Source organism: Pseudoalteromonas sp. AWM4_233, assembly GCF_056158285.1.
In genome coordinates this window covers 469,437-490,930 of the sequence record NZ_JBSWSZ010000001.1, presented here as the reverse complement: position 1 = coordinate 490,930, position 21,494 = coordinate 469,437, and the positions used below count along the sequence as shown (strand labels likewise).

Here is a 21,494-nt window from a genome sequence, read left to right as displayed (position 1 = left end):
AGATGAACATCAAAACTGTCCATACAACAAGTTTTCTAATTTTCTCACATCGTGGACACTTTTTATCTGGTTTCATCTTTACATCCATAAAACATAATCGGTACAAGCACATAACTAAGATTTAATTTTCGTTCAACACACAAATTAATACGACCATACTCATTTTTCGATCGTATAAAGCTTGTAAACTGAGCTCATCATTAGCAGTGGTCGAACAACATGTATAACAAGCAGTCAGGTAAAGTTCTTTTTCCCGTTTTAATTTTAATTCTAATCGCAATTAGTGGTTATTTTTATTTGCCAGTAAGTCATAGTAAAACTGGACCTTCGTCTCGTCCTGCAACCCAAGTTGCTGCGCATACTGTCACTACTGACATCAAAAGTATCAATATTGATGCTGTAGGTACAGCACGAGCAAACCAAGCCATCAACATCATCAGTGCGCAAAGTGATTACGTAGAAACGCTTACTTTCAAGGATGGGGAATTTGTAAAAGCGGGGCAAGTGCTTGCCACCCTTCGCGACAAACAAGAACGCTTAACCGTCAAAGAGCTGAAAATTAATTTAAAAGAACAACAGCGTCAGCTAAAACGCTTGCAGGAACTTGCTCGCTCTCAGTCAGCCGCGCAGTCTCAGTTAGAAGAACAAGCTTCTGAGGTAGATGCACTGCAAGCAAAACTGGCCAATGCTGAGTCAAAACTGCAGGAAATGATTATTAAAGCCCCCTTTTCTGGCGTGCTAGGCAAGCGTTTAGTCGATATAGGTAGCTTCGTAAATAGTAACACCCCTTTCACGACTTTAGATGATATCAGCATTATCAAGGTTGACTTTCAGGTACCTGAAAAATATCTGGCTCAATTGACACAAGGTATGCAGGTATCTGCGATTTCCGATGCTTACCCTAATGCACCGTTTACAGGTGAAGTAACGCATATTGAACCGCGTATCAACCAAGCAACTCGCAGCGTATCTGTCACTGCGAGTTTTGAAAATGATGCCAACCTTTTACGCCCAGGTATGCTAATGCAAGTGGCACTGGAGCTAGGTCGCATTGAAGCGCTCATGGTGCCAGAGAAAAGCATTATTCCACGCCAAGATAACCATTTTGTGTATATCATCGATGTTGAAAATAAAGCACAGCAAGTCAAAGTCGAGTTACTTGAACGTTTTCATGGTTGGGTCGCCATTAAAAGTGGTTTAGAAGCGGGTCAGCAAGTGATCACCGAAGGCACCATTAAAATCCGCCCTGGCTCTTCAGTAACAACACAGGGGTGATCGAGTGAGAATTACAGATACTGCGGTAAAACGCCCCGTTTTTGCAATTGTAATCAACCTACTGTTACTCACGTTTGGCATCGTAGCATTTACCATGCTACCACTGCGAGAGTATCCGGATATTGAGACACCAATTGTCAGCGTTTCAACAAGTTATACTGGCGCATCAAGTGAAGTGGTAGAAACCAAGATAACTCAAGTGCTTGAAAACCGTATTTCTGGTATTGAAGGCATAAAAAGCATCACTTCATCATCTCGCAATGGTCGCTCAAACATCACCATTGAGTTTAACATCGACCGTGACATCGACGCCGCGGCCAATGACGTTCGCGAACGTGTATCTCGCGCTTTAGACAGACTCCCCGAGCAGGTGCGCCCGCCAGAGGTATCCAAGTCTAATTCTGATGAGAGTCCTATTGCATGGTTTGTACTGAACAGTACCTCCATGAACACACTAGAATTGTCTGACTACGCTCAGCGCTATATTGTCGATCGCCTTGCGGTGGTTGATGGTGTTTCTAACGTGCGCATTGGCGGTGAACGCCAATATGCCATGAAGATTTGGCTAGACAGAAAAGCCATGGCGGCGCGCGGCATTACGTCAAGCGATATAGAGCAGGTTTTACGCCGTGAAAACGTGGAACTCCCTGCAGGTGAAATTGAATCTCTTGATAGAGATTTTTCTGTACGTATCACCCGTAGCTACAAAACCCAAGAAGACTTCAATAACCTTGTCATTAAACGAGGCGAGCAAGGCTACTTAATTCGCCTTGGAGAAGTGGCAGATGTATTACTCGAAGCCGCTGACAACGAAAGTACATTCCGCGGTAATGGTAAAAATATGGTCGGTATGGGTATTGTAAAGCAAGCCAAAGCTAATACCCTCGAAGTGGTCGATAATGCTCGTAAAGAATTAGAGAAAATCAAACGTAACTTACCTGAAGGCACGACCATTCAGGATAGCTACGATTCATCTATCTTCATTCGTGAATCTATTACTGAAGTTTATCGCACGCTTGCAATTGCCATGGGCCTAGTTGTCGTGGTGATCTTTATCTTCTTAGGTAATATTCGTGCGACTTTAATTCCAGCGGTTACAGTACCTGTTGCACTGATTGCAACCTTTATGTTTTTACTCTCAATGGGTTATTCAATCAACTTACTCACTCTATTGGCACTGGTATTAGCAATAGGCTTAGTAGTAGACGATGCCATTGTTATGCTCGAGAACATCTACCGCCGCATCGAGCTTGGTGAGCCGCCACTTTTAGCTGCATTTAGAGGCGCACGTGAGGTCGGTTTTGCCATCATAGCAACAACACTTGTACTCGTTTCTGTGTTTGTGCCCTTGGTGTTTATGGATGGCCGAATTGGCGCACTCTTTACTGAGTTTGCTATGGCAACCAGTGCCGCAGTTGTGTTCTCGAGTGTTACTGCATTAACCCTTTCTCCGGCTTTATGCTCTAAAGTACTTAAGCCTAGTAGCAGTGAAAGTCGCTTTACTCAGTGGATGGATAAGCAATTCACTAAACTTGAAAATGGTTATCGTAAAGTACTACAAGATAACTTAAACAGACGCTTCAGCTTATTGGCGGTATTGGTATTAGCAGGTTTTGCGACATATACCCTCATGAAGCAAATTCCATCTGAACTTACACCTAGAGAAGACCGTGGTACCTTCTTTGTGATGATGAATGGCCCTGAAGGCGCGAGTTACGAAAACAACGCTGAAAATATGGCTAAAATTGAAGAGCGACTACTGCCATATGTTGAAGCGGGTGAACTAAGCCGAGTGCTAGTGCGTGTTCCAGGTTGGGGTGGTCGTGGTGGTGTTGCCATCGTAGGTATGCCAGACTGGGACGAGCGCAAGCGTTCAACTTGGCAAGTTATGGGTGAGATCAGTGGCAAGATGCGCGAAGTCACCGATGTGCGTGCTTTTGCTATTATGCGCCGAGGCATTGGTGGTGGCGGTCAATCACGCCCTATCGAATTTGTACTACAAGGTAACGATTACGAAGAGTTAGTTGAATGGCGAGATAAAATCTTAGCCAAAGCACGCCAGAACAAAGGCCTTGTTCGCCTAGACCATGATTACAAAGAAACCTTTCCACAGTTTTTGGTCAGCATTGATAAATTGAAAGCGGCAGACTTAGGTGTGTCGGTAAGTGATATTGGTCGCACCCTTGAAACCATGTTAGGCCAACGCCGCGTCACCACCTTTATTGACCGCGGTGAAGAATACGATGTTATTTTGAAAGGGACTAAAGCAGATTTCGCAGCGCCTAATGACATTGCTGATATCTTTGTTAAGTCTCGTACAGGTGAATTGATCCCGCTAGACAGCTTGATCACTGTGACTGAAGAAGCCACTGCTTCACGTTTAAATCGCTATAACCGTATGCGTGCAATCACCATCACTGCAAACCTTGCGGATGGGTATACGCTGGCCGAAGCTTTAGATTTCTTAAACACGGTTGCAGCTGAAGAAAACCACATAGATGGTGCTGTAGATTATAAAGGTGAATCTAAGTTGTTTTATGAAGGTGAGTCGGCCATGACTTACGTATTCCTACTCGCTTTAACCGTTACCTTCTTAGTGCTTGCTGCTCAATTTGAAAGTTTTGTACACCCACTGGTGATCATGCTAACGGTACCACTAGGTCTCGTTGGCGCTATGTATGGGTTATTTATCACCGACAGTAGTCTTAATATCTACAGCCAAATTGGTATTGTGATGCTGATTGGTTTGAGTGCTAAAAATGGTATTTTGATTGTTGAGTTTGCCAATCAATTACGTGACAAAGGCATCGAATTTGAGCAGGCTTTAATTGATGCAGCCGTTCAACGCCTTCGCCCTATTATCATGACATCACTGACGACGGTAATGAGTGCGATCCCGCTAGTATTTGCGACAGGCCCAGGCTCAGAAAGTCGCATGGTTATTGGTGTGGTTATTTTTGCAGGTGTAAGCGTGGCAACTATACTGACGCTATTTATTATTCCTTGCGCTTACTCATTACTGGCGCGTAAGACTCAATCACCTGAGTTCTTAAGCCAAAAAATTGCCGAACAAGCGCGCGCTTTAGAGGAGAAAAATCATGGCTAACATTGCAACGGCAACCTTTGCCGGTGGCTGTTTCTGGTGTATTGATGCGGCGTTTCGCCGCGTCAAAGGCGTTCATAAAGTTGAATCTGGCTACATGGGAGGTCAAACCGATGATCCTACCTACAAAGACATCTGTACAGGCATGACCGGCCATGCTGAAGTAGTTCAGCTCAGCTTCGACGCTGATGTCATCAGCTACAGCCAGCTATTAGATATGTTCTTCACCTTGCACGATCCAACTCAATTAAACCGTCAAGGTAATGACGTGGGCACACAGTATCGAAGTGCGGTTTTCTATCACGATGACGCACAAGCTGAACTAACTGAACAAGCCATCAAACAGTTACAGCCTCATTTAGCCGAGAAAGTTGTCACTGAGGTAACACCTGCGGTCACTTTCTACTCTGCTGAGCAGTATCACCAAGACTACTTTAATGAGAACCCAAATCAGGGCTATTGTAGTGTGGTTGTTGCCCCTAAAGTAGCAAAGTTTAGTCAAAAATACGCGCATCTACTCAATGAGTAGATTTGTTGCAAGCAAATAACAAAAAAGGAGCTTTAAGCTCCTTTTTTAATATCTACAACCCAGATAGGTATTAACTATCTTTGTTACGACTTTCTTTTGAGAAAGCACGTAACTTACGCTTTTGCGATAAGGTCATTTTGTTACTGCGACCCGCGTACGGGTTATCACCTTCTTTAAATTCAATCTTAATCGGTGTCCCCATAATGCCAAGCGCTTTACGGTAGTAGTTCATTAGATAACGCTTGTAGCTGTCAGGTAAGTCATGTACCTGGTTACCGTGAATAACGATACGTGGTGGGTTATAACCACCGGCGTGCGCATACTTTAACTTCACACGACGACCACGTACTAGCGGCGGCTGATGATCTGCTTGCGCCATATCCATGATACGACGCAGCATTGCTGTACTGATACGCTTAGTCGCCGACTCATAGGCTTCATCAACAGACTCAAATAAGTGACCTACACCAGTACCGTGAAGTGCCGAGATAAAGTGTAAACGGGCAAAGTCGATGAACCCTAAACGACGGTCTAGCTCAGTTTTGATACGCTCTTTCACATACTCATCTAAGCCATCCCACTTATTGATTGCAATAACCAGTGAACGACCTGCATTTAACGTAAAGCCTAATAAGCTTAAGTCTTGATCAGAAATACCTTCGCGCGCATCAACTACCAATAACACTACATTGGCATCTTCAATGGCTTTAAGCGTTTTGATCACTGAGAACTTTTCGACTACATCACTGACTTTTTTACGTTTACGCACACCTGCGGTGTCGATCAGGACGTATTCTTTGTCATTACGTGTCATCGGAATATATACAGAGTCACGTGTCGTGCCCGGCATATCGTAAACAATCACACGCTCTTCACCTAGAATACGGTTAGTAAGTGTAGATTTACCTACATTAGGACGACCAATAATAGCTAACTTAACTGGCTTATCTTCAAAACCAGTTTTGCCATCTTCTAGCTTCTCGCCATCTTCACCTTCAAGGTATAACTCAGCTAAGCTCTCATCATCTTGCTCAAGCTCTTCGGCTTCGGCTGCAAGCTCTGCGATAACAGGCTGCAAAGTGTGATCTAATAACTGAGTTACACCACGACCATGCGCTGCCGCAATTTGATGAACATCACCCAATGATAATTGATAAAATTCAGCACAGTGAGAGTCTGCATCAATGCCATCGGTTTTATTCGCAACGATAAAGCATTTTTTCTCTTGTTTACGTAAATGCTGTGCAATAGCCTGATCAGCTGCATTCATACCCGCACGGGCATCTACTAAGAATAAAACAATATCCGCTTCTTCAATGGCCAGCAGAGATTGCTCAGCCATTTCGGTTTCAATCCCTTCTTCGCTACCATCGATACCACCCGTATCAACAACGATAAACTCATAGCCATCATAGTTCGCTTGACCATATTTACGGTCGCGCGTTAGGCCAGGAAAGTCCGCTACTAACGCATCACGAGTGCGTGTTAAACGGTTAAAAAGTGTGGATTTACCCACATTAGGTCGCCCAACAAGAGCGATCACCGGAAGCATAGACTACCTCATCAATAAACAACAAAAGGCTTCGCAATGCGAAGCCTTGAAAAAATGCATGAATAAATTAACTGTTACGGGATCTTAACCGCGCTAACTTCACCGTCTCGGGTTACCACAATTAATTTATCTTCTGCTACAACAGGCTCTACATAAAAGCCTGAGCTATCAAAACTTTCTCGAGAAACTAGATCACCAGTTTGCTTATCTAACCAGTGCAAGTTACCTTCTTGATCGCCTACAGCTAAATAATTACCAGCAACAGCCGGTGCTGTTAGATACCAGCCACGAAGACCTGACTGACTCCAGCGCTCAATACCTGAGTCTTTGTCTAACGCGTAAATAATGCCGTCACTGTCGACAACATAAATCACATTGGCCTCAATGCTTAAGTCGCGGTAACTGCTGTACTCGCGCTTCCAAACGACATTGCCACTGCGAACATCAACCGCTGCTAAGTTACCATTATAGGCGATAGCGTAAGCAAATGCGCCTACAACAATAGGTTTAGTATCAACATCCACTAAGCGCTCAAATTCAGACGCACCTTTTGCAGTTGCAACTTCTGCGCTCCATGCGGTGTAACCATTTTCAGCGATTAAAACAGTTAACTTACCGCTTTCTTCGCCGAATAACACACCACCATTGGCTGCCGTTGGAGAGCTCAAACCACGAAGCGTTAATGGTGGTACTTCTTGTTCATGGCGCCAGCGCTCTTCGCCTGTATCTGGGTGAAGTGCCAACAATTTACCTGAGCCCAGATTTACATAAACAAGACCATCCCCCGCAGCTGGAGACGATAATGCTTCACCTGGTACGGCTTTACGCCAAATTATCTCACCGCTTTCACGATCAAGTGCAATCACCTCACCATGCTCAGAGCCTATGTATAGTTTGCCATAAGCCTGTAAAATACCGCCCGACAATTTAGCACTGTCGTTGTCTGCCCAAGGCCAGAAGTTGACATTTTTACGAACATCAGTTTCCCATAGGGTCTTGCCCGACTCGGTTGAAATTGCTTCGATCTCACCATTTCTAGCTGCAACAAAAACAATGTCTTTGTGCACAACAGGCGTTAAACGAGAAAAGTAATGCTCTACGCCATCACCCACACCGTTCGTCCAATCAACTTGCGTTTCGAATTGGTTTACAATTTCAGGTAAAACAATTTCTTCTTCATCATCGTTCGATGAACAACCTAGCAAAGACGCCATACACAACGCCAATGTGGCCATACTTAGCTTTCTCATCGGAACTACTCCTAAGCTGCTGGCTGGGCTGTGGCTAAATTGTCCAACTTAATCTGTAGTAGGCTGTTATTGCCTTCTGTTGACTCAGCAAGCGCAGCTTCATATTCAGAGCGAGCGCTGTCTTTGTCACCTTTTGCAAGGTATACATCACCTTTTACTTCAGCAACTTGTGCTTTAAAAGCCTCAGGAGTTGTTTGTGATAATGTTTTTAGCGCTGCATCATATTGTGTGAGCTGTGCTTGTACACGCGCTAAACGTAGGATGGCTGTGGCTTTTAGTTCTGGGTTTTGAACATTGTCTTGTAACCAAGTTAGTTTAGTTACCGCTGTTTCAAACTCCCCTTTTTCAACTGCTTCTTTAGCCGCAACAAATGCCGCTAGCGCCGCATAATTTGAGTCGCCATTTTCAGCAATGAATGAGTCAGACTTAGTCAGAACTTCACCACCTTCAACCAATTCATTGTAAGCGTTTGAAGCAGCTTCAGCAGATGTGATCTTGCTTTGGTTATAGTATTTCCAACCGTATAAGCCACCAAGACCAATAACGATACCTAACGCAAGTGAAACGCCGTTTTCACGGAAAAATCGTTTTATTGCTTCTGCTTGTTGTTCTTCTGTTGAGTAAATTTCCATACAGTCCTCTTATACTGCTAAGTCTGCTAACAGTGTTTTAACCTCTTCCAGGCTCACTGTGACTTGTTCTTTTTCTTCTCGCAGATATTTCACGGTTACCTTGCCTTCAGCAAGTTCGCTTTCACCTAAGATTAGCGCAACTAGCGCGTCGCTCTTATCTGCACGTTTTAATTGTTTCTTAAAGTTACCGCCACCACAGTGAACTTGTACACGAAGGCCGGCTACTTCTGTTCTTAATTGCTCTGCAATCACTGGCGCTTGAATACTAGCGGCATCACCCATAGCTGCAACATACACGTCTGCATTACGGCGAATTTCACCCACGCTTTCTAGCGCTTGAAGTAGAAGAACTAGACGCTCCATACCCATTGCAAAACCAACCGCTGGGGTTGCTTTACCACCCAGTTGTTCAACTAGACCGTCATAACGACCACCAGCACATACCGTACCTTGCGCACCTAGACTTTCCGTTACCCACTCAAATACAGTGCGGTTGTAGTAGTCTAAGCCACGTACTAGCTTTTCATTAACTTGGTATTCGACGCCAGCTGCGTCTAAACGTTCACATAAATTTGCAAAATGTGCTTTTGATTCTTCATCTAAGTGTTCAGATAACTTAGGCGCATCTACTAAGATAGCCTGTACATCAGGGTTTTTGCTGTCTAGAACACGCAGTGGGTTTGAGTACATACGACGTTTAGAATCTTCGTCTAACTTATCAATATGCTGCTCTAAAAACGCCACAAGTGCATCGCGATACTCTGCTCGAGCTTCATTTGAGCCTAAAGAGTTCAGCTCAAGACGAACATGATCTGAAATGCCGAATGCTTTCCACAAGCGCGCAGTAAGTAAAATCACTTCAGCATCGATATCAGCAGTCGCAATACCAAACGCTTCAAGGCCGAATTGGTGGAATTGACGGTAACGACCTTTTTGTGGACGCTCGTGACGGAACATAGGACCCATGTACCAAAGACGCTGCTCTTGGTTATACAATAAGCCGCCTTGGTTACCCGCACGTACACACACTGCTGTGCCTTCAGGGCGCAGTGTTAAGCTATCGCCGTTACGATCTTCAAAGGTGTACATTTCTTTTTCAACGATATCGGTTACTTCACCAATAGAGCGCTTAAATAAGTCGGTAGATTCAACAATTGGGAAACGGATCTCTTGATAACCATAAGACGCCACCGTATCACGTAATACTGCTTCTACTTTCTGCCAAACTTGCGTATCACCTGGCAGACAATCGTTCATACCACGAACTGCCTGAATTTGTTTTGCCACTGAAAATCCTAAATCAATCTATTTGCTAAATGCGAGTGCCACACACAGTGCGCATTGTGGGTAAAGGAGTCAAGTATTATACCCAGCTCGCGTAAAACGTAAACGACAGAGCAAAAGATCTGCAGGATATTCTTTGCTCTGTCGGTAATTTTTAAAAATTATTCGACGATTTTGATGTCGATCGCCGGCTGTGCTTGCTTCTTAGCAACGAAATCGCGTACCTGCTCTTCAAGCTGCTCGACGATATTGTCGTTATCAATACGCATCTTTTGACGCTCACCATTAATATACAAACCAGAACGACGGTTCGCACCTGCAAGACCGATATCACTCACCAAAGCTTCACCTGGGCCATTTACAACACAGCCAATCACTGACACTGAAATTGGCTCAATGATGTCTTCAAGGCGCTCTTCAAGTTGATTCATGGTGTTGACCACATCGAACTCTTGACGAGAGCAGCTCGGGCAGGCAATAAAGTTGATACCACGAGAACGAATACGCAGTGATTTTAAAATATCAAAGCCCACTTTGATCTCTTGTACCGGATCGGCTGCTAACGAGACACGAAGGGTATCACCGATACCTTCAGCTAGTAACATACCTAGACCAACCGCTGATTTAACTGAGCCAGAGCGGAAGCCGCCCGCCTCTGTGATACCGAGGTGAAGAGGTTGATCAATTTCTTTTGCCAGTAAACGATACGCACCAACCGCTAAGAATACATCTGATGCTTTTACAGAGACTTTGAACTGGTCGAAATTTAAACGCTGTAAGATTTCAACATGGCGCATCGCTGATTCAAGTAAAGCTTCAGGCGTTGGTTCACCATACTTTTCTTGTAAATCACGCTCTAAAGAGCCGCCATTCACACCGATACGAATTGGAATATTACGTTCACCCGCAGCATCTACCACGGCACGAATACGATCTTCACTGCCAATGTTTCCAGGATTAATACGTAAACAATCTGCGCCGTACTGCGCCACTTTTAGTGCGATACGGTAGTCAAAGTGAATATCGGTAACAAGTGGAATATCAACTTGCTCTTTAATGCTCTTGAAAGCTTCGGCTGCATCCATAGTTGGCACTGATACACGAACGATATCTGCTCCAGCATCTTGAATGGCGCGGATCTGCGCAACGGTCGCATCGATGTCCATGGTATTGGTGTTCGTCATTGACTGTACGGCAATTGGTGCGCCATCACCAATAGGTACGTCACCTACATAAATACGGGTCGACTTTCTACGTTTAATTGGAGATTCTGAAAACATGACGGTTACTCTGTTAAGGGTAATTTAAATTTAGCTGAACGATTGCGTGGTAATGATGATAAATCAACTGATTGACCATCTAGCTCTACATCAACCTGCTGATGACGGCCTAACACCACAGAAAACGGTGCAACGCCCTGCACTGTCATGGTGTATCCGGCTTTTTTAACGCCAAAAGCAATACGCTCTGATGAGGCATCAAAGATCTCTACCCAAGAATCGTCTTTGAAATGCATCACAATCGTATTTAAATCTGGTGTACTGCTTGTCTCTTCGACTGGTGCTTGTTCAGCTTCTACTACATCTAAAACTGGTTTGTCAGATTCGGCTTTTTCCATGGCAGGCTCAACCGCATCCTCAGCGATTAATACAACATCAGAAGGCGCATCGCTTTCTTCGCTGTTTTCTGTAACCGGCGCTTCGCTTTCAGGTACTGTGCTCTGTACTTCAGGCACGATAACATCATTTTCATTCGATGTGGTTTGCCAATACATAAAACCTGACGATCCTAACACTATGGCCAAGATCACATAGCTAACTAGCATTAAACGGCTATCATTGGCTTCTTTTTCTGTGCGACGTGAAAAGCTTTGCATACTTTTATTTTCAGCCACGCTTTCAGGTGCCTGAAACAGTGCCAAGGTTTGCGCTTGATCTAATTGCAATAGCGTACAGTAAGCCTTGATGTAGCCTTTAACGAAGGTGATTGGACCAAGTGACGTATAATCATCTTGCTCAAGCTTGGTAATATGCTTTGGGCTTAGCTTTAACCTATCCGCCACGGCTTCAATGGTTAAATTCGCATCTTTTCTTGCGCTTGCTAGTACTTGCCCCAAAGACGCTTGTTGCTCAGTTGATTCTGGGCTCATTTCATTCATAAAGTATAACTACTCGGATCTACAATCAGTAAACTATGTCCAGCCGCAAGTTCAACGTCTGGTGTTAATTTGTTCCATCGCATCAAGTCACCAATCTGTAATTGGTAATCGGTGGCGATATTATACAAGCTATCCCCATCTCGAATGACGTGGGTGGTAAGCGGATTATTTAAATACACCTGCTGACCAATCTGTAAACGGTCTGATTCTTTCAGCTTGTTCCATTTTAACAGACTTGCCATTTTGACATCATATTTAACCGATAAACTAAATAAGTTTTCACCCAACCCAACTTTATGCACTGGCACATTTGGTAGATTCACTTCTGGATTTAACAAAGGTGCATCAGCTGATAAAGGTTTAGCTGTAAGAACTGGGGCATTATTCTCTGCTATTTCTCTGAACCTAACCTGACTTGGATCTGGTTGATAGAACTGCACTTGACCTTGGGCTGGTTTCACCGCTGCTTTCTCACCAAAAGACACCACTCTAACTTGATTTTTTGGCGTTTCAATAAGCTGAGTCGTCGCTTGGGTTTTCTCTTCAGCTACAGGTGCGCTTGTCGTGCTCGTAGGCTGATTTGACTGAGGTTGCGTTTCAACCACAAAAGGAGTTTGTAAACCGCCACGCAGTGACACAACTTCACTTGCACTATTTGTGCTTATAACAGTAGTAGGTTGAACTACTTCACTATTATTATTTTCTCGTTTAGGCGCTTTCTTACGGGTAATTTTTATCTTAGGCTGAGCGTTATAAACCGTCGGTGACTGTTCAATGATTTCTGCCACCTTGGCTTTTCTATATTGCTCACGCAATACATCAAATTCGCTATTATTGTATTCTTCTTTAATAATCGCTTGTGCTTGATAAGATTGCGGATAAGTCTGCACTAAGGTTGTGGCGATTTTCTGAGACTGTTCTAAATGCCCCATCTCTTGATGTAGCAAGTACTCTAAAAACAAACTGCGCGATGAAATGAAGCCATTTTCAGTGTAACGTTCTAACACACGCAATGCCTGATGCAAGTCACTCTTGGCATAATATAAACCTGCTAGAGAAATTAGAGCACTTTTACTCTGGCCATCGTGTTGCACTGCACTATTTAAATAATCGAGAGCTAACTCAAACTTATCTTGCTTCACCGCACATAAAGCCAAATTTTCATAACTTTGCGACACACGTAAATAGCCGCGAGTATCAATCGCTTTTAATAATTGCGCCCTCGCTTCATCGTACTCGCCGATACGGCATAAAAACGTACCGTAGTTGTTCAGAGTATTTGGATCGTTTGGGACTAACTTGAGTGCAGTTTGATAAGATGCTTTAGCCTGTTGGAACTCTTTTACTTGCTCGAAGTAATAAGCCAGCGTGTAATGTACTTCAGGTAATTTAGGGGCAAACTTGGCTGCACGTTCAAGATTAAACTTAGCTTGCGTATTATTGCCCGCTTTTAGATATTCTAATGCCAAACTAATACGCGTTCTTGCTGCTTCTAGGTTATTCATTTCTGAATTCACCACAGGGCTATTTTTAGTGACGCTGTGTGTTTCTGTTACACAGCCACTTAAGCCTAATAACGCAAATGGAATTACCCAATAAGAACGCATGTATCACCTTGATAGTATGAAATAATAGAGACCTATATTACCTAAAAGCCCCTATCTTTCATCTATTTTATGTAAATAACTTCAGCAATAAATGATTGCTTAAACTTAGTTACTTAAAGTTAATTACTCACATTCACAGAAATGGCGTTATCTTCGCGCTGCTGTTTTTTCATAATACGTTTGGTACGGTCAACTACATCGCCAACTAGCTGGCCACAAGCCGCATCAATATCATCACCACGGGTACGACGAACAATGCAAGTTAAACCCGCTGCCTGGAGTACTTTTGAGAAGCGATCGATACGGCTGTTGCTTGAACGACCATACTCATTACCCGGGAATGGATTGAATGGGATCAGGTTGATCTTAGACGGTGTACCTTTGAGTACTTTAACCAGCTCATGCGCTTGATCTGTACTGTCGTTTACGCCTTGCAGCATAACGTATTCGATGGTGATGTCTTTATTGGCTTTTGAACCATCAATATAACGACGACATGCCGCTAAGAACTCTTCAATTGGGTACTTTTTATTAATTGGTACTAACACATCACGTAGGTCATTGGTTGGCGCGTGAAGAGAAATAGCCAGTGCCACGTCAATTTTCTCTTTAAGAATATCAAGCGCAGGTACAACACCTGAAGTACTTAGTGTTACACGACGCTTAGATAAACCAAACGCCCAGTCATCCATCATCAGTTCCATCGCAGGAACGACATTGTTGATGTTTAGTAATGGCTCACCCATGCCCATCATTACTACGTTAGTAATTGGGCGCTTAGTGCTGTCACCATTATGCAGACCAATATCTGTCGCAACACGCCATACCTGACCGATGATCTCAGATACTTTTAAGTTACGGTTGAAGCCCTGCTGCGCCGTTGAGCAGAATGTACATTCAAGTGCACAGCCCACTTGTGAAGAGACACACAATGTTGCGCGATCTTTTTCAGGGATCCAAACAGTTTCAACTTCTTGGCCGCCTTCTAAGATCATTGCGTATTTAATGGTGCCATCACTGGCAACTTGCTTAACTGAAATCTCAGGCGCTTTAATTTCGCACTGTGCTTGTAACTTAGCACGTAGCTTTTTATTGATGTTGCTCATATCGTCGAAGTTATCGATGCCGAAGTGATAAATCCACTTCATTACCTGATCAGCGCGGAATGGCTTTTCACCAAATGATGCAAACAATTCACGCATCCCCTCGCGATTCAAATCAAGTAAATTAATTTTTTTCTCTGTAGTGGCCATGAAGCAACCTCGATAAAGTGACGGTACGAAATTAAAAAGACGACGTATTGTATAAAAACCAACCAACACACTCAAACATTGTTGATGATTTTGCAAAAATAGCTAATAAAACTGACTTTGCAAAAGCAACAAGGACTAAAAAAGGGCCCGAGAGCCCTTCTTTACTCTGTTCGATCCGCGATTAGCGAGTACGAGGACAGATTTCTTCTTCAGCGAAGAAGTAAGCGATTTCGCGAGCAGCTGACTCAGGTGCGTCAGAACCGTGTACCGCGTTCTCGTCGATGCTGTCAGCGTAGTCAGCACGTAAAGTACCAGCTAGTGCTTCTGCAGGGTTAGTAGCACCCATGATTTCACGGTTCTTAAGAACTGCATTTTCACCTTCAAGAACTTGAACCATCACTGGGCCAGAAGTCATGAAAGAAACTAGTGCACCAAAGAAAGGACGCTCTTTGTGCTCAGCATAGAAACCTTCAGCTTTCTCTTGAGAAAGGTGAACCATTTTAGAAGCAACGATCTTAAGACCAGCAGATTCGAAACGGTTGTAGATTGCACCGATGTGGTTTTTAGCTACCGCATCAGGCTTGATGATTGAAAAAGTACGCTCTAAAGCCATCTTTTTAGCTCCAATAATAATTGTTGAATATTTACGGGCGCGAATTATACGCGTTTTAGCGCTAAAAACCTACTAGATCTTGATCCTTTAAAAATTTCGAATAGATCAGATTTCAGCGAAAAACCATGATCTGCGTCAAACATGACAATTTCATTAACCTTTATACTGCGCCGCTTTTTAATTTCACCTGAAATTTTACCGTCACTTTTGACCGAAACAGCTGACCAGCACTCAGTTCAATGTAAGAGGTTTTTACTATGTTTGTTCCAGAGCTTTTATCCCCTGCAGGTAGTTTAAAAAATATGCGTTATGCATTCGCATATGGTGCCGATGCCGTGTATGCAGGCCAACCACGTTACAGCTTGCGCGTGCGTAACAATGAATTTGATTTAGCCAATTTAGAATTGGGGATTAACGAAGCCCATGCACTCAATAAAAAGCTCTATGTGGTTTCAAACATCGCGCCACACAATAAAAAAGTACAAACCTACTTAAAAGACATTGAGCCAGTCATTGCCATGAAGCCCGATGCACTCATCATGTCTGATCCGGGTTTAATCATGTTAGTGCGTGATAAATGGCCTGATATGCCAATTCACCTTTCAGTACAAGCTAACGCAGTTAACTATGCGTCAGTGCAGTTTTGGGCGAAACAAGGTATTGAGCGGGTGATCTTATCTCGCGAATTATCCCTTGAAGAGATCGCTGAAATTCGTGAGCTGTGCCCGCAAACCGAGTTAGAAGTATTCGTACATGGTGCATTATGCATGGCCTATTCTGGTCGCTGCTTATTATCTGGTTACATCAATAAACGCGATCCAAACCAAGGAACGTGCACCAATGCATGCCGCTGGGAATATGACGTTAAGCCAGGTAAAGAAACTGAAACCGGCGATGTAGTGCACAAAATCGACCCACAATCTGTGATCCCTACACTGGGCGAAGGCGCGCCGACCAACGAAGTATTCATGCTAGAAGAGCAAGGTCGTCCGGGCGAATACATGCCTGCATTTGAAGATGAACATGGTACGTATATCATGAACTCGAAAGACTTGCGTGCGGTACAGTATGTCGACCAACTAACAAAAATGGGTGTACACAGCTTGAAGATCGAAGGTCGTACTAAGTCTTTCTATTATGTAGCACGCACTGCACAAGTTTATCGTAAAGCCATTGATGACGCAGTGGCGGGGAAACCATTCGATCCTAACCTAATGCGCACCCTTGAGAACTTAGCACATCGTGGTTATACCGAGGGCTTTTTAAAGCGCCATGCTCATCAAGATTACCAAAACTATGAATACGGCCATTCAGTTTCTGACAAACAGCAATTTGTGGGTGAAGTATTAGGCCGCGTAGACAATGGTTTAGTTGAAATTGATGTTAAGAATAAATTCTGTACGGGTCACAGTCTTGAGCTGATGACACCACAAGGCAACATCAGCTTTAACCTTGAGCACATGGAAAACAAAAAAGGTGAGAAAATTGACGATGCGAAAGGCTCTGGTCATATTGTAAAAATTCCACTGCCTGAAAACATCGACTTAGATCACGCTATTTTAATGCGTAACCTGAACGATCAAGAAGATACGCGTAACCCATTTAAAAAGGCCTAAATCATGGCACTGTTGATCAATTCAAAGTGTATCAACTGTGATATGTGCGATCCTGAATGTCCCAATGAGGCCATTTATATGGGTGAGAAAATTTATGAGATTGATCCAAACAAATGCACAGAGTGTGTCGGCCATTACGATACACCTACATGTGTGAGTGTGTGCCCGATCGATTGTATTAAGCCCGATCCCAATCACAAAGAAGATTTAGATGCCTTAGCTGAGAAGTTTTTGCGACTCACAGGCCAAGATAAGTAAATTCAGGCTAATTTACGATCAAAAATGGCGCTCAGTGAGCGCCATTTTTATTTCTTCATTAACTTATAACGAAGCAAGAAATTAGCGAAGTGCTTTTTCAACTTGATCGAAATGCGCAATCACTTCGACAATTTCAAGTTCAGCATCTTCATAGGCCGATTCAAACTGCATACCTTGTGAGGCCATTGCTTGCACAGTTGCAGGGTGAACCAATAAATCTTTTGCGTGGTAGCACACTGGCGAGTCGTATTTAGGTAACTTACCGTCTTTATGGTAGCCAGATTCAATTTCTTCTAGTGGCAACGTTGGAATAACATCAGCAGCTTTGTCTAATGCCGAAAGGTAGCTGTCGCACGCTGGGTATTTAGCGGTGAATTCAGCTAATAATTGACGAGAGGTCGCAACAAGTTGCTGTGAGCTTTGCTCAAGTTTTTGAGACGCTTCGTTAGCTCTGATCTCACCAAGTAAGCTTTGTGCTTGTTGCTTGTAGGTGTCTAAGTTGGTTACTTTGGCTGGTGCAGCTTCAGTCGTTTGTGTTTGTTGCTCAACCTGCTCTGAACATGCTGTTAGTGCAAGGCTTGTAAGTAAAATTGCCAACCTAGATTTCATGAGAACCTCGTAATTATTATTGAAAACAATTCTCATTATACTCTTTAAAGAAAAGAATGAAATATCATTGTCATAAAATTATGAGGTTTTCTTTATTCTTCTAAATTCAGAGAATTTAGATAACTTTTATATGGCTTACTTACCCTTACAGGTATTGGCCATAATGGCTTTTTGCGCTTGTGCTTCTTTCTCATTGTTATTTGATTTCGCCACCGCGTAACTGATCTTCGCATCGTTACACTTGTCTCTAAGCTCTTTATCCATCAAATACAGTTTATCTTTTTGTGCCTGTGCAAGCCCTTCTGTACCTACATACTCAGAGCGCTCTTCAGGTGCTTTATCTTTCTCGTATGCTTCACCTTCGTTTACCTTGCAACCAGATAAGACAAAGGCCAAAGGTAATAATGCAATCAATAAGCTTTTCATAAATTTACCTATTTTAAATACTTTTCTTGATTATAACTGATTTGATGCAATTACAAAGCAAAGGTTCAAAAGTTGCTTTTCAGACAATAAAAAACCGCATATTTATATATGCGGTTTTTTCAAAGAAAACAGGGGGTTTTCTTAAGGCATGGCGTCTAGGTCCGCACCTTCTTTTTCAACTTCTACTGGTATCAAATCTTCTTTGCTTACACCCATCGCAACCGCAACTGAGCTTGCAACATAAACTGAAGAGTAAGTACCAATGAACACACCAAATAGTAGCGCAGTTGCAAAACCATGAATGGTCTGGCCGCCCCACACGAATAGTGCAATCAATACTAAAATAGTCGTGATTGATGTAACTAAGGTACGATTTAGTGTTTGCGTGAGTGAGATATTGATAATTTCAATGGTGTCATCAATACGCACTTTACGGAAGTTCTCACGAATACGGTCAGATACAACAATGGTGTCATTCAGTGAGTAACCGATAACCGCTAAGATTGCTGCAAGGATCGTCAGATCAAATTCTAGGTCTAATAATGAGAAAAGACCCATAGTGATGATCACATCGTGGAAAAGTGCCGCTACCGCACCGATGGCAAAACGATATTCAAATCGAAATGCCACATACATCAGAATACAGATAAGCGCGGTGAGCATGGCTAAGCCACCCTGCTCTTTTAAGTCTTCACCCACACTTGGGCCTACAAACTCAATACGACGCATTTCTACACTGCTATCCGCTTGCTTAAGCGCCGCAATTAGTTGGTTACCAATCGTCTCTGCTTTAACATCGCTGCCGCGAGGCGCTAAACGAACCAGTACATCTTGGCTCGAACCAAATAACTGTACTGACGCATCAGCAAAACCATTTTCAGCTAAGACAGAGCGGATTTTTGCCAGATCAGCTGGCTGTGAAAAGCCAACCTCAACCGCAGTACCACCAGTAAAGTCTAAGCCAAAGTTCAATCCACGGATTGCCATAGACGCAATTGATGCTAAGATCAATAACGCAGAAAGCGCCATGGTAAGCTTGCGCGCTGACATAAAGCGGATGGTGTCATTTAATTTTAATAACTGCATATCCGTCTCCTAGATTGAAAGCTTATTAATGCGCTTGCCACCGATCACTAAATTGATCACAGCACGCGTACCGACAATGGCCGTAAACATCGACGTGATGATACCGATTGCAAGTGTTACAGCGAAGCCCGCAATTGGACCTGTACCTACCGCAAATAAGATAACGGCTGCAATCAGTGTGGTGATGTTGGCATCGAAAATGGTGCTAAATGCACTGTCATAACCTTGGTGAACTGCTTGCTGAGGGCTACGGCCATCGGCTAATTCTTCACGAATACGTTCAAAGATAAGTACGTTCGCATCCACCGCCATACCTACCGTTAGTACGATACCGGCAATACCTGGTAATGTCAGTGTCGCACCTGGGATCATCGACATAACGCCAACAATAAGCACTAGGTTAGAAGCAAGTGCAATGTTAGATACCAGACCAAAGCCTTTGTAGTACAACAACATAAATGCCAGTACAAATGCAAAACCAAGTACCACAGCTGTCATACCCGCTTCGATGTTTTCCTGACCAAGGCTTGGACCTACTGTACGCTCTTCAACGATTTGAATTGGCGCAACTAAGGCACCAGCACGAAGTAATAAGCTCAGGTTATGGGCTTCAGCTGGGTTGTCGATACCTGTGATACGGAATGAGTTGTTCAGACGAGCTTGAATGGTTGCAACGTTAATCACTTCTTCAACTTTAATTGGCGGAAGCGCTTTACCGTTTTCGTCTTTCTTACCTGATGGCTTGTATTCAATGAATACTGTCGCCATACGCTTACCAACAGCACGTTTAGTGAAGGCACTCATTTTAGCACCACCTTTGCTATCAAGGTTGATGCTCACTTGAGGGCGTGAGTATTCGTCTATACCCGATTGTGCGCCAGTAATGTGAGAGCCGCCTAAAATAACACGTTTCTTCAGTACTACTGGGTAACCATCTTTGTGCATGATCACTTCTGTGCCAGGAGGAACACGGCCCTGTGCAGCAGAGCGTACATCCGCGTTTTCATCTACTTCACGGAACTCAAGCGTAGCCGTTGCCCCTAAAATCTCTTTCGCACGGGCAGTATCTTGCACACCAGGTAATTGCACAATAATACGTTCTGCACCTTGCTGTTGTACATTTGGCTCAGCAACACCTAACTGGTTAATACGGTTACGAATGATGGTTTCATTCTGTTTGATTGCGTAAGCGCGGATCTCTTTGAATTTCTGATCGCTCAAGCTCGCGAAGAATGCCAAGCTGTTGCTGCTATCATCAACAAAGTTATACAGTGGGTAACGCTGCTTTAAGAAGCGTTCTGCCGCATCTTTGTCATCATCATTACGCATGATGACTTGTACACGTTCAGCACCTGATACACGACGAATAGAACGATAACGAAGTTTTTCACCGCGTAAGTCACTCTTGAAATCTTGTTCCATGGTTTCTAGCGCATTATCCATCGCTGTCACCATATCGACTTCCATTGTGAAGTGAACACCACCACTTAAATCTAGGCCTAGCTTCATTGGATTACCACCAATGTCTTTCAACCAATCAGGTTGTGCAGGGCTCATATTAATTGCAGAAATGTAGTCGTCAGATAGGCTGTCACGCAGAATATCTTGCGCTTTTAACTGCTCTTCAACATTCGTAAAACGTACCAATACTTGATCGTTTTCTAATGCTGAAGATTTAACTGTGATGTTGTTCTCTTTTAGAGTCTCATTTACTTTGTCTAGCACGCTTAGATCAGCGCTGGCACCTTTAGTACCAGAAACCTGTATGGCCGGATCACGGCCATACAGGTTTGGTGTGGCATATAAAATACCAATCGCTAATACAGCCAGAACAAGTAAATACTTCCACATTGGATACTTGTTTAACACAGGCTTTACCTTTTTATTTTTGTTTTTAGATTACAGCGATTTCATTGTGCCTTTAGGCAACACAGCTGATACTGCTGATTTTTGTACTGTAACTTCAGTTTGGTCATTTAAAGCAATAACGACAAAATCTTTGTCATCAGCAACTTTAGTGATTTTACCTACTAGACCGCCTTGCGTTAGTACTTCATCACCTTTACCTAGTGCACCCATTAGGTCTTTGTGCTCTTTTACACGCTTAGCTTGTGGGCGGTAGATTAAGAAATAAAATACCAAACCAAACACACCTAACATGATAAGCATTTCCATGCCACCGCCAGCAGGTGCAGGCGCTGCAGCACTTGCATGCGCAGTCGAGATAAATAAACTCATAACAC

At 43.4% G+C, this 21,494-nt stretch carries 19 protein-coding genes; 5 read left to right on the top strand and 14 right to left on the bottom strand.

What is annotated here, in order from left to right; all coding sequences use genetic code 11:
- The first annotated feature begins 219 nt into the window (after positions 1–219).
- From ACXAC4_RS02085 to msrA, 3 genes are read left to right on the top strand one after another with little or no spacing between them, the layout of a single operon-like run.
- Complete coding sequence (locus ACXAC4_RS02085; protein WP_475158662.1) at positions 220–1,275, top strand: efflux RND transporter periplasmic adaptor subunit; 1,056 nt, start codon at positions 220–222, stop codon at positions 1,273–1,275.
- 4 nt (positions 1,276–1,279) lie between these two features.
- The gene (locus ACXAC4_RS02080; protein ID WP_475158661.1) at positions 1,280–4,381 is read left to right on the top strand and encodes an efflux RND transporter permease subunit; all 3,102 of its coding nucleotides are present in this window, start codon (positions 1,280–1,282) and stop codon (positions 4,379–4,381) included.
- Positions 4,371–4,907, top strand: coding sequence for a peptide-methionine (S)-S-oxide reductase MsrA (msrA, locus tag ACXAC4_RS02075; protein ID WP_475164029.1), 537 nt, complete (start codon positions 4,371–4,373; stop codon positions 4,905–4,907). Before ACXAC4_RS02080 ends, msrA begins: the two co-directional genes overlap by 11 nt.
- A gap of 70 nt (positions 4,908–4,977) precedes the next feature.
- Here msrA and der read toward each other — a convergent pair whose 3' ends face one another.
- The 9 genes from der to ndk all read right to left on the bottom strand — a co-directional run bounded on the left by der (position 4,978) and on the right by ndk (position 15,256).
- Positions 4,978–6,459: a ribosome biogenesis GTPase Der gene (gene der, locus ACXAC4_RS02070; RefSeq protein WP_390446744.1), complete on the bottom strand. Its 1,482-nt coding sequence runs from the start codon at positions 6,457–6,459 to the stop codon at positions 4,978–4,980.
- A gap of 74 nt (positions 6,460–6,533) precedes the next feature.
- Positions 6,534–7,709: an outer membrane protein assembly factor BamB gene (gene bamB / locus ACXAC4_RS02065; protein WP_475158660.1), complete on the bottom strand. Its 1,176-nt coding sequence runs from the start codon at positions 7,707–7,709 to the stop codon at positions 6,534–6,536.
- A gap of 11 nt (positions 7,710–7,720) precedes the next feature.
- The gene (locus ACXAC4_RS02060; protein WP_349284567.1) at positions 7,721–8,341 is read right to left on the bottom strand and encodes a YfgM family protein; all 621 of its coding nucleotides are present in this window, start codon (positions 8,339–8,341) and stop codon (positions 7,721–7,723) included.
- A 9-nt stretch (positions 8,342–8,350) separates the two neighbouring features.
- Positions 8,351–9,628, bottom strand: coding sequence for a histidine--tRNA ligase (hisS, locus tag ACXAC4_RS02055; protein ID WP_058028795.1), 1,278 nt, complete (start codon positions 9,626–9,628; stop codon positions 8,351–8,353).
- 158 nt (positions 9,629–9,786) lie between these two features.
- Complete coding sequence (gene ispG, locus ACXAC4_RS02050; RefSeq protein ID WP_138566842.1) at positions 9,787–10,905, bottom strand: flavodoxin-dependent (E)-4-hydroxy-3-methylbut-2-enyl-diphosphate synthase; 1,119 nt, start codon at positions 10,903–10,905, stop codon at positions 9,787–9,789.
- Positions 10,906–10,910: 5 nt separating this feature from the next.
- A complete protein-coding gene (locus ACXAC4_RS02045) occupies positions 10,911–11,774 on the bottom strand; it encodes a RodZ domain-containing protein (RefSeq protein WP_475158658.1) in 864 nt (287 codons plus the stop codon).
- 5 nt (positions 11,775–11,779) lie between these two features.
- The gene (gene pilW, locus ACXAC4_RS02040) at positions 11,780–13,390 is read right to left on the bottom strand and encodes a type IV pilus biogenesis/stability protein PilW (RefSeq protein WP_475158657.1); all 1,611 of its coding nucleotides are present in this window, start codon (positions 13,388–13,390) and stop codon (positions 11,780–11,782) included.
- A gap of 119 nt (positions 13,391–13,509) precedes the next feature.
- The gene (rlmN, locus tag ACXAC4_RS02035) at positions 13,510–14,643 is read right to left on the bottom strand and encodes a dual-specificity RNA methyltransferase RlmN (RefSeq protein ID WP_475158656.1); all 1,134 of its coding nucleotides are present in this window, start codon (positions 14,641–14,643) and stop codon (positions 13,510–13,512) included.
- Positions 14,644–14,824: 181 nt separating this feature from the next.
- A complete protein-coding gene (gene ndk, locus ACXAC4_RS02030) occupies positions 14,825–15,256 on the bottom strand; it encodes a nucleoside-diphosphate kinase (RefSeq protein ID WP_058028790.1) in 432 nt (143 codons plus the stop codon).
- 257 nt (positions 15,257–15,513) lie between these two features.
- Here ndk and trhP point away from each other — a divergent pair, with 257 nt between their 5' ends.
- Both trhP and ACXAC4_RS02020 read left to right on the top strand, forming a co-directional pair.
- Positions 15,514–16,872, top strand: a complete 1,359-nt coding sequence (trhP, locus tag ACXAC4_RS02025) for a prephenate-dependent tRNA uridine(34) hydroxylase TrhP (protein WP_475158654.1) — start codon at positions 15,514–15,516, stop codon at positions 16,870–16,872.
- A 3-nt stretch (positions 16,873–16,875) separates the two neighbouring features.
- Complete coding sequence (locus ACXAC4_RS02020) at positions 16,876–17,130, top strand: YfhL family 4Fe-4S dicluster ferredoxin (protein WP_058028788.1); 255 nt, start codon at positions 16,876–16,878, stop codon at positions 17,128–17,130.
- Between the two features lie 81 nt (positions 17,131–17,211).
- Here ACXAC4_RS02020 and ACXAC4_RS02015 read toward each other — a convergent pair whose 3' ends face one another.
- The 5 genes from ACXAC4_RS02015 to yajC all read right to left on the bottom strand — a co-directional run bounded on the left by ACXAC4_RS02015 (position 17,212) and on the right by yajC (position 21,489).
- Positions 17,212–17,739, bottom strand: a complete 528-nt coding sequence (locus ACXAC4_RS02015) for a hypothetical protein (protein WP_171037282.1) — start codon at positions 17,737–17,739, stop codon at positions 17,212–17,214.
- 135 nt (positions 17,740–17,874) lie between these two features.
- Positions 17,875–18,165: a hypothetical protein gene (locus ACXAC4_RS02010; RefSeq protein ID WP_349284573.1), complete on the bottom strand. Its 291-nt coding sequence runs from the start codon at positions 18,163–18,165 to the stop codon at positions 17,875–17,877.
- A 141-nt stretch (positions 18,166–18,306) separates the two neighbouring features.
- Entirely contained in the window at positions 18,307–19,251 is a 945-nt protein-coding gene (secF, locus tag ACXAC4_RS02005; protein ID WP_138631488.1) for a protein translocase subunit SecF, read from the bottom strand.
- Between the two features lie 9 nt (positions 19,252–19,260).
- Complete coding sequence (secD, locus tag ACXAC4_RS02000; protein ID WP_349284575.1) at positions 19,261–21,120, bottom strand: protein translocase subunit SecD; 1,860 nt, start codon at positions 21,118–21,120, stop codon at positions 19,261–19,263.
- Between the two features lie 30 nt (positions 21,121–21,150).
- Positions 21,151–21,489, bottom strand: a complete 339-nt coding sequence (gene yajC / locus ACXAC4_RS01995; RefSeq protein ID WP_058028783.1) for a preprotein translocase subunit YajC — start codon at positions 21,487–21,489, stop codon at positions 21,151–21,153.
- Between the last annotated feature and the right edge of the window lie 5 nt (positions 21,490–21,494).